This is a genomic window from Roseomonas sp. TAS13 (genome assembly GCF_001950415.1).
Lineage (GTDB): Bacteria > Pseudomonadota > Alphaproteobacteria > Acetobacterales > Acetobacteraceae > Roseomonas > Roseomonas mucosa.
This window is the reverse complement of sequence record NZ_BDLP01000182.1, coordinates 1-8,769: the sequence shown is the minus strand read 5'-3', so window position 1 is coordinate 8,769 and position 8,769 is coordinate 1. Positions and strand designations below refer to the sequence as shown.

10 protein-coding genes and 1 pseudogene are annotated in these 8,769 nt (G+C 71.2%); 5 read left to right on the top strand and 6 right to left on the bottom strand.

Features of this window, described 5'->3' with window-relative positions; genetic code table 11:
* Positions 1-253, bottom strand: a 253-nt coding sequence (locus ROTAS13_RS27210; protein ID WP_216348655.1) for a hypothetical protein, incomplete at its 3' end; no start/stop codon positions are given.
* Positions 254-391: 138 nt separating this feature from the next.
* Here ROTAS13_RS27210 and ROTAS13_RS27205 point away from each other — a divergent pair.
* Both ROTAS13_RS27205 and ROTAS13_RS14425 read left to right on the top strand, forming a co-directional pair.
* Positions 392-565, top strand: a complete 174-nt coding sequence (locus tag ROTAS13_RS27205) for a hypothetical protein (protein ID WP_019459581.1) — start codon at positions 392-394, stop codon at positions 563-565.
* A gap of 141 nt (positions 566-706) precedes the next feature.
* Positions 707-1,162, top strand: a complete 456-nt coding sequence (locus ROTAS13_RS14425; RefSeq protein ID WP_019459582.1) for a MarR family winged helix-turn-helix transcriptional regulator — start codon at positions 707-709, stop codon at positions 1,160-1,162.
* 149 nt (positions 1,163-1,311) lie between these two features.
* On the opposite strand, the gene ykgO is transcribed toward ROTAS13_RS14425, so the two are convergent.
* The 5 genes from ykgO to ROTAS13_RS14400 form a co-directional block, all read right to left on the bottom strand.
* Entirely contained in the window at positions 1,312-1,437 is a 126-nt protein-coding gene (ykgO, locus tag ROTAS13_RS14420) for a type B 50S ribosomal protein L36 (protein ID WP_019459583.1), read from the bottom strand.
* A gap of 90 nt (positions 1,438-1,527) precedes the next feature.
* On the bottom strand, positions 1,528-1,938 hold the full coding sequence (gene minE / locus ROTAS13_RS14415) for a cell division topological specificity factor MinE (protein WP_019459584.1): 411 nt from the start codon (positions 1,936-1,938) through the stop codon (positions 1,528-1,530).
* Positions 1,935-2,753, bottom strand: a complete 819-nt coding sequence (gene minD / locus ROTAS13_RS14410; RefSeq protein WP_019459585.1) for a septum site-determining protein MinD — start codon at positions 2,751-2,753, stop codon at positions 1,935-1,937. Before minD ends, minE begins: the two co-directional genes overlap by 4 nt.
* 101 nt (positions 2,754-2,854) lie before the next feature.
* A complete protein-coding gene (gene minC / locus ROTAS13_RS14405) occupies positions 2,855-3,607 on the bottom strand; it encodes a septum site-determining protein MinC (protein ID WP_019459586.1) in 753 nt (250 codons plus the stop codon).
* 273 nt (positions 3,608-3,880) lie between these two features.
* On the bottom strand, positions 3,881-5,092 hold the full coding sequence (locus tag ROTAS13_RS14400; protein ID WP_058389441.1) for a Zn-dependent hydrolase: 1,212 nt from the start codon (positions 5,090-5,092) through the stop codon (positions 3,881-3,883).
* A gap of 909 nt (positions 5,093-6,001) precedes the next feature.
* Here ROTAS13_RS14400 and ROTAS13_RS14395 point away from each other — a divergent pair.
* The 3 genes and pseudogenes from ROTAS13_RS14395 (at position 6,002) to tgt (ending at position 8,724) form a co-directional block, all read left to right on the top strand.
* A complete protein-coding gene (locus ROTAS13_RS14395) occupies positions 6,002-6,391 on the top strand; it encodes a hypothetical protein (RefSeq protein ID WP_139323367.1) in 390 nt (129 codons plus the stop codon).
* Positions 6,392-6,474: 83 nt separating this feature from the next.
* Entirely contained in the window at positions 6,475-7,533 is a 1,059-nt protein-coding gene (queA, locus tag ROTAS13_RS14390; RefSeq protein WP_075822676.1) for a tRNA preQ1(34) S-adenosylmethionine ribosyltransferase-isomerase QueA, read from the top strand.
* Positions 7,530-8,724, top strand: a pseudogene (gene tgt, locus ROTAS13_RS14385) (tRNA guanosine(34) transglycosylase Tgt). Before queA ends, tgt begins: the two are co-directional and overlap by 4 nt.
* The last annotated feature ends 45 nt before the right edge of the window (positions 8,725-8,769 follow it).

The window sequence follows — 8,769 nt, the reverse complement described above, 5'->3', positions numbered from 1 at the left end:
TCGCCTTACGGTGGAGCTGTGCGTAGATGTGATCAAGAGACAGACGGACCTGCGCCTCGATGACGGCCGCCGCCCCGGCATCCGGGGCGCGGGCCAGCGCATCCAGCAGGCGCTGGGCCTCGGCCTGCGAGGCGGCAGCATCGGGGCGCCGGGCGGCCTGGGCCTGGGCCTGGGCCTGGGCCTGGGCCTGGGCCTGGAAACTGGCGGAGGGAAGCAGGAGCGTCGGCAACAGCAGGGCGAGGACGGTGCGCATGGCCTGAGGATGGCGCCCCGGCGGCGCGACGCAAGCGTTGTGACATTCCCGCCACCTGCGCGAGCCCGTCACGCCTATCTGCAACCCGGCCCGGATTCGCCCGGTTAAGCCCCGGCGAAACCCCGCAGGAGAACGCCCTTGTCGATCACGAAGCCCGCCGCCCTGATCCTTCTGGCCGCGGTGAGCCTCGCCGCCTGTGCCGAACGGACCACCGGCCAGAAGATCCGCGACACGCTGGACCCGCCGAGCGGCCCGGCCGAATCGATGGGCCGTTCGATGGACCGCACGGTCAACAGCATCACCAAGCCCTAGGGAGCGGCCGGCGGGGCGCCGCTTGCCGGACGTGGCCCCGCCGCCGGGGCCACTTTCCGGGCCGGTTTTCCGCCGCGCGGCGAAGGGACGGGAAATGGCGCGCCTGACCGGAACGATTTCCCGTGCTAAGCCCTTCGCACCATGGATCCGGCGAACGCCCCAGCCACCAACCGGGATTTCAGCTACCGCCTCCTGCTGCTGGCGCGGCGCTGGCGGGCCCTGATCGACACGCGGCTGCAGCAGGAGGGGCTGACGGATGCGGTCTGGCGGCCTCTTGTGCATCTCGCCAACCTCGGCGACGGCGTGCACCAGAAGGACCTGGCCACCTCGCTGGGGATCGAGCGCCCCAGCCTCGTCCGGCTGCTGGATGCGCTGGAACGGGATGGCTTCGTGGAACGCAACGCCGACCAGAACGACCGCCGCGCCCGCTGCCTCCGCCTGACCCCGGCTGGGCAGGCGATCGTGGCGCAGGTCCGGCCGCGTATCCAGGAGATGGAGCAGGAGCTCCTCGCCGGCCTGCCGGAGGACGAGTTGCAGCTCTGCACCAAGGTGCTGGAACAGCTCGACCGCCGCATCGCGACGATCCGCCCGGGCTGAGGCCCGGCGGCGATCCGGCACGAAAAAGCCCGCCATGGAACCCCATGGCGGGCTTTTTCGTCTGGAGGGGAGCGGAACCGGTCAGGTCCTGTCCCGGCCAGGGTCCGGGAAGCCCCCGGCCCGTGCCGGGGTTCCCCGCGCCCCGGATCTCAGCCCTGGCGGGCCTTCATCCGGGGGTTCTTCTTGTTGAGCACGTACAGGCGGCCACGGCGGCGCACCAGCACGCAGTTCTTGTCACGGGTCTTGGCGCTCTTGAGGCTGTTGCGGATCTTCATCTCAAACACTTCCGAATTTGGCCGGGGCCTATAAGGCGCGGGGCCGCGAAGGTCAACCTTCGCGCCATCCCGGCGGGTGGGAAACGGGGTTCAGCCGACGTGCTTTTCGCGGGCCTTCTCCGGCACCTTGGCGGATGCCTTCTCGCCCCCCTTGTCCGCCTTTCCCTTGTCCTCCTCGGCCTTCGCCCCGGGCTTGCCGGCCGGTTCCGCGGGCGGCTTGCCGGCGGGTTTCGGCGCCACCGCCTCGGGGCCCGGCAGTTCCACGGTGATGGCCAGGGCCGAGAGATCGGAACCCCGCTCCAGATCGACCTTCACCTTCTCCGGATTGATCGCGACATGCCGGGCCACCAGCTCCACGATCTCCTGCTGCAGCTTGGGCAGGAAATCCTCGCCGTTCCGGCTGATCCGCTCATGGCTCAGGATGATCTGCAGCCGGTCCTTGGCGGCGGCCGCGGTCTGGGGCTCCGGCTTGCGGTTGCGGAAGAAGGCGAGCCAACTCATGCGGCCCTCCCGCCGAACAGGCGCGACAGCAGGCCCTTCTTCTCCACGCCCAGGAAGCGCATCGGCCGCTCCTCGCCCAGGAAGCGCGCCACCGCGTCCTTGTAGGCCTGGCCGGCATTGCTCTCGGCATCCAGGATCACCGGGTTGCCGGTGTTGGAGGCCTTGAGCACGCTCTCGCTCTCCGGGATCACGCCCAGCAGGGGAATCCGCAGGATCTCCTGGATGTCGTCGAGCTTCAGCATCTCGCCCTTCTCCACCCGGGCGGGGTCGTAGCGGGTGACGAGCAGGTGCTCCCGCACCGGGTCCTTGTTCTCCTCGGCGCGGCGGGACTTGCTCTGCAGCACACCCAGGATGCGGTCGCTGTCGCGGACCGACGAGACCTCGGGGTTCGTCACCACGATCGCCTGGTCGGCGAAGTAGAGCGCCAGCAGCGCGCCCTTCTCGATGCCCGCCGGGCTGTCGCAGAGGATGTAGTCGAAGTCCTTGCCGAGGTCGTCGATGACCTTGCCCACGCCCTCCTTGGTCAACGCCTCCTTGTCGCGCGTCTGGGAGGCGGGAAGGATGCTCAGCGTGTCCACCCGCTTGTCGCGGATCAGCGCCTGGCTCAGCCGCGCCTCGCCGGAGATGACGTTCACCAGGTCGAAGACGACGCGCCGCTCGACACCCATGATCAGGTCCAGGTTCCGCAGGCCGACATCGAAGTCGATCACCGCCACCTTCTTGCCCGTCTGTGCCAGTCCGGTCGCAATGGCGGCGGAGGACGTGGTCTTGCCCACGCCGCCCTTGCCCGAAGTCACCACGATCACCTGCGCCATCGCGCCCAGTCCCCCTTGTCGAAACCCGTCTTACAGCATCACCGGCCCCGGCGAGTCAGCCCCATCCCGACCCGCCATGCCCCGGAACCGGCGCGTATCCCTCAGCCCAGCCTGTCGAAGCGCATGCCCTCGCCCACCAGCCGCGCCTGCACCGCCTTGCCGATCGGCGCCTCGCCCAGCCCGTCGCGCACCGCGTAGTAGCCCGCGATGGACACCAGTTCGGGGTCGAATTGCAAGGCGAAGACCCGCGCCTCGGTATCCTCCGCCCCGCCGGCCACGGCGCGGCCCTTCAGCGCCCCCCAGACATGGACGTTGCCGTCGGCGATCACCTCGCCGCCGGGATTGACCGTGCCGTTGATCACCAGGTCGCAGCCCTGGGCCCAGACCCGCTGCCCGGCCCGCACGGAACCGTCCACGATCATGGTGCGCCGGGCGGGAGGCGCCTCCACCGGGGCCGCCGGCTCGGGCGCGGGCGGGGCCTGGGTGAAGGCCGGGATCTCCTCCTTCGCCTCGCCCACGCTGCGCAGCGGCGGCAGCCCGGCCGAAAGCGCGGCCGAGCGCAGGGCGGGCGAGCCGCCGGTGGTGCCGATGGGCTGGATCGCCGCGGCGCGCAGCTCCCGGATCAGCGTCCCGAAATCCACCTGGGCGCCGTCCTCCAGGTCGTCCAGCCCGATGGCGATCGGCGCGTTACGGAGAAAGCCCGGGGCACGGCGGAACTGGTCGGCGATGGCGGGCACCACCGCCTCCACCCGCGCGTCCAGCAGGCGCAGGACCAGCAGGCTGAAATTGGCGGCTCTCAGCCGGAAAAGGTCTGCGGCCCCACCGGGACGGAGATTGGCAACCTGTGCGGACATCCGGACGCTGTCTCCCCGGGTGAAACTCTCGGGACAAGACTACACGTCCAAGGGGGGGTGGCGTAAGCCGCCTCTCGGCACAAGCGGCCGGGCCGCATGGGCATGGCGCCGGGCTGTGCCCCGGATGCCGCTCCCCCTGTCACGCGGCGGGCCGGCCAGGATGCCTTCCGGGCGGCCTCCAGGGCATGGCGGGACGCCGGAGGGAGGGCGATGGCCCGGCCACCAGGCCCTGCGGGAAGCGCCCGAGGAAGAGCAGCCCCCGCCGCCCTTCGTTCATCCGGCCAGGAAGCGCCGCGCCCCCTCGGCCATGACGCGCAGGCCCATGGCGAGGTCCTCCGGCTTCGTATCCTCGCTCCAATGGTGGCTGATGCCGCCGATCGAGGGCACGAAGAGCATCGCCGTCGGCACGTGCGGCGCCATGTACTGGGCGTCGTGCCCGGCGCCGGAGGGCATGCGCTGCCAGCCGCCCGGGGTCAGCGCCTCGGCCGCTTCGGACAGGATCTCCTGCCACCGCGGATCGCAGGGGGCGGGCTTCGACTGGCTCACCACCTCCAGCCGCGCCGTGCAGCGCTCGCGCCGGTTGCTTTCCTGCACGCCCCGGCGCAGCACCCCGTCCAGCCGCTCCAGCACCTCCACCGAGATGTCGCGGAACTGGAACAGCACCTCCGCCCTGCCGGGGATGATCGAGGCCGCGCCCGGGTCCAGCGCGATGCGGCCGCAGGTCCAGACCGTGCGCTCGCCGCAATGGCGGGGAAATTCTCCGTCCAGCCAGGCGAGCAGGCGCACCGCCGCCAGCCCGGCATCCCGGCGCTCCGCCATGGTGGTGCCGCCGGCATGGTCCTGCATGCCCTCGAAGACGATGCGGTACTGCCAGATGGCCACGATGCCGGTGACCACGCCGATCTGCTGACCGGCGCTTTCCAGCGTGGTGCCCTGCTCGATATGCATCTCCAGGAAGCCCTTGTAGCGGCCTTCCTCCATCCGCAGCCGGGGCCTGCCGGCAAGGCCCGCCTCCTGCAAGGCCTGCCGCAGCGGCTTGCCGTGGTAGCGGTTGGCGAGGCAGTCGATCTCGCTTTCCTCCAGCAGCCCGGTGAAGGAGCGCGAACCGATGAAGGAGCCGTAGTGGCCTTCCTCGTCCGCGAAGGCGATCACGTCCACCGGCAGGCCGGCGCGGGCGAGGTTCAGCGCCGAGACCACGCCCAGCGCGCCGTCGAGCCAGCCGGCCTCGTTCTGGCTCTCGATATGCGACCCGGCCAGCAGCTTCGGCCCCGGCCCGGGATGCCGGCCCAGCACGTTGCCGATGCCGTCGATCTCGGGGACCAGCCCCACCTCCTCCATCCGCGCCATCAGCCAGCGGCGGGATTCCATGTCCTGCTCGCTGAAGGTCGGGCGGTGCACGCCGGTCCGGAAGGCGCCGATCTTCCGCAGGTCGTTCAGGTCCGCCAGGAAGCGGCCGGTGTCGGGCTGGATGTTGCTCAGGCTCATGGCGGCGGAGCTTGGACGAGCGGTACCGGGCGCAGCAAGCCGCGCCATGGCGAAAATTTCCGCCGATTCCGCCCCATCCGCGTGAACTTGCCGAACCGCTGGGCCGCCGGTGCGTTGAGCACGCGCAATGCACAGGATGCGGGCACCGCTGGCAAGACGGAGGGCGGGACGGCGGTTCCGCGCCGGAGGCGCGGGCCCGGCCTGCTCACGATGGGTTGCGCCCACCGCAATGGTGGATCTCCCCAAAGGCACCTTGTCCGGGGTTCGCGCCCGCAAAATCTATGGGACAGGCCTGGCGCGGAAGCGCCTCGATCCCCACGCTCCCGCTCCGGGTTCCGGCGGAAGGTGCATGGGGCTCGGGTTCCAGGCGGTGGAGGCCGGGAGGTTCGCTTTCCCCCCGGCCAAGGCCGCCCGGAACACGCCTGCCGAGGCTGTGGAACACGGGTTGGGCAACAAAGGACTTGCTGCGCCCGCCCATGTTCCCGAACATCGTGCCACGCGGTTTCCGGCCGTGGCGGGAAAGGAAGGATGATGATCACGATTTCCCTTGTCGCAGCTGCCATCGCCGCCGCGGTTGCCGCTGCCGCCATGCAAGTGGGCGGTCAGCCTGCGCCCGTTCCTGTCCGGGTCCGTTCTTCCCGGCATCCCAGGCGCTGAGGCCGATCGGAGCGGCGGGAGGCTGCCGCCCCGTTCCAGCGCTTTCCCGGCATCCCCGCCCCATCCGCCGGCATGTCCCCGCGGTCATGCCCCCTGCCCGGTTCCTGCAACCGTCGCGAGTGTGATCGGTCCCCGGTGGCCTTCCTGCCATCCCCGGGTCTAGTCTGGCATTCCGGCCGGTGGCGTGGTTTCACCCGGCCTGGCCCCCGCGCCCACCGCCGGGCATGGGACGATGCGAGATTTTCGAGAGGGATGGCGATGTCGGGTGTGTCGCGCCGGAGCGTTCTGGATGACCGTGCGGACCGCCCGCTGACGGCCCGGCTGGAGGCCATCCTGGGCCGGACGCTGCGCATCCTGGTCTGCGGCGTGGCGACCTTTGCCCTGACCTTCATCGAGCAGGTGGCCGAGATCCTGGCGCCCCTGTTCCTGATTGCCGGAATCGCCTGGTGGGTGCTGGTGAACCTCACCGCCAACCTGCACCTCGACCCGATGCTGCAAAGCGTGGTGACGCAGCTTCCCCACTCGCTCTCTCTCGGCGGCCACTACCTCACGCCGGAAGGGCTGATCCGCAACGGCGTGCTGCTGGTCGCCGTGGTCGCCGCCTGCCGCACCCTGAACGGCATCATCGCCAAGGAAACCTGAGCCGCCCCCTCCGCCGGAGCGGCGAGACTGGACAGGCGTGGCCGCCCGGTCTAGGGGCCGCCGCCTGCCAGCGAGTCCGTAGCGTGTCCCATTCCCTTCCGCCCCTCCGGACGGTCGATTTCGACTTCACCCTTCCCGAAGCCTCCATCGCCCAGTCCCCTGCCCAGCCACGCGACAGCGCGCGGCTGCTGGATGTCCGCCCCGATGGCCTCGCCGACCGCCAGGTCTCCGACCTGCCCGGCTTGCTGGAGCCGGGCGACCTGCTGGTGGTCAACGACACCCGCGTCATCCCCGCCCGCCTCCATGCCCGGCGAGGCGAGGCCGCGATCGAGCTGCTGCTGAACCGCTCCGAGGGCGGCGGCACCTGGCACGCCCTGGCCCGCAACGCCCGCCGCCTGCGGCCCGGCGACGTGCTGGCCATCGACGGCGCCCCGGAACTCGCCCCCCGCGTGGTGGAGCGGCAGGAGGGCGGCGCCGTGCTGGTGGACTTCGGCTCCGACGAGGCCGCGCTGCTCGCCGCGCTGGAACGGGCCGGGGAAGTGCCGCTGCCGCCCTATATCCAGCGCCCCGGCGGCCCGGTGGCGGCGGATCGCGCGGACTACCAGACCGTCTTCGCCGACCGCCCCGGCGCCGTCGCCGCGCCCACCGCCTCGCTGCACTTCACCCCGCGTCTGCTGGCGGCGCTGGAGGCGCGCGGCATCGGGCGGGCGACGGTGACGCTGCATGTCGGCGCCGGCACCTTCCTGCCCGTGCGCGGCGACGATCCGCGCGCGCACAAGCTGCATGCCGAATGGGGCGAGATCGCACCGGAAACCGCCGCGCGCATCAACGCCGCCCGCCGCGTCGTCGCGGTCGGCACCACCGCGCTGCGCCTGCTGGAAAGCGCCGCGCGGGAGGATGGCACGATCGCCCCCTTCCACGGCCTCACCGAGCTCTTCCTGCTGCCCGGCCACCGCTTCCGCTCGGCGCCGGTGCTGCTCACCAACTTCCACCTGCCGAAGAGCACGCTGTTCATGCTGGCCTGCGCCTATGCGGGCACGGCGCGCGTGCGCGCGGCCTATGACCACGCCATCGCATCCGGCTATCGCTTCTATTCCTATGGCGACGCCTCGCTGCTGCGGCGGGAGGATTCCGCTCCTTGACCCTTTCCTTCACGCTCCAGACCACGGATGGCGGCGCCCGTGCCGGCACGCTGCACACCGCGCATGGCGAGGTGCCGACGCCGGTCTTCATGCCCGTGGGCACCGCCGGCACGGTGAAGGCGATGACCGCCGACGCGGTGCGCGCCACCGGCGCCCGCATGATCCTGGGCAACACCTATCACCTGATGCTGCGCCCCGGCGCGGAGCGCGTCGGCCGCCTGGGCGGGCTGCACCGCATGGTGGACTGGTCCGGCCCGATCCTGACGGATTCCGGCGGCTTCCAGGTCATGTCGCTGAGCAAGCTGCGGAAGATGGATGCCGACGGCGTCACCTTCCATTCGCATATCGACGGCTCCAAGCACCGCCTCACGCCCGAGCGTTCCATCGAGATCCAGAACCTGCTGGATGCCGACGTCACCATGTGCCTGGACGAGTGCACCCCCTTCCCCGCCACGGAGGAGGAGGCTGCGCGGTCCATGCGCCAGTCCATGCTCTGGGCCGCCCGCTGCCGCGAGGCCTTCGTGCCCCGCCCCGGCTACGGCCTCTTCGGCATCGTGCAGGGCAGCGTCTATGCCGGCCTGCGCGCCGAAAGCGTGCGGGCGCTGACGGGGATCGGCTTCGAGGGCTATGCGGTCGGCGGCCTCGCGGTCGGCGAGGGGCAGGAGATGATGTTCTCCACCCTCGACGTCACCACGCCGCTGCTGCCCCGGGACAAGCCGCGCTACCTGATGGGCGTCGGCACGCCCTCCGACATCATCGGCGCCGTCCGGCGCGGCATCGACATGTTCGACTGCGTGATCCCGACGCGCTCCGGCCGCACCGCGCGGGCCTATACCTCGCGCGGCGTGATGAACCTGCGGAACGCGAAATTCGCCGAGGACACGCGCCCCCTCGACCCGGAATGCGACTGCCCGGCCTGCACGCGGCACACGCGCGCCTATCTGAACCATCTCTTCAAGGCCGAGGAGATGCTCGGCCCGATGCTGCTGACCTGGCACAACATCCGCTACTACCAGACCCTGATGGCACGCCTGCGCGGCGCCATCCTGGAAGGGCGGTTCGAGGACGAGGCCGCGCGCATCGAGGCCGGCTGGGTCGAGGGCGCCGCCGCATCGGCCGCCGCCGCCACAGGCCAGCCCAACGCCCCTTCCGCCGGCCGCGCCCCGGCCGACCCCATGGCCGACCCCGTAGGCGACCCCGTGGGCGGCGATTCCCCGCGCGAACCCGGCCCCGCAG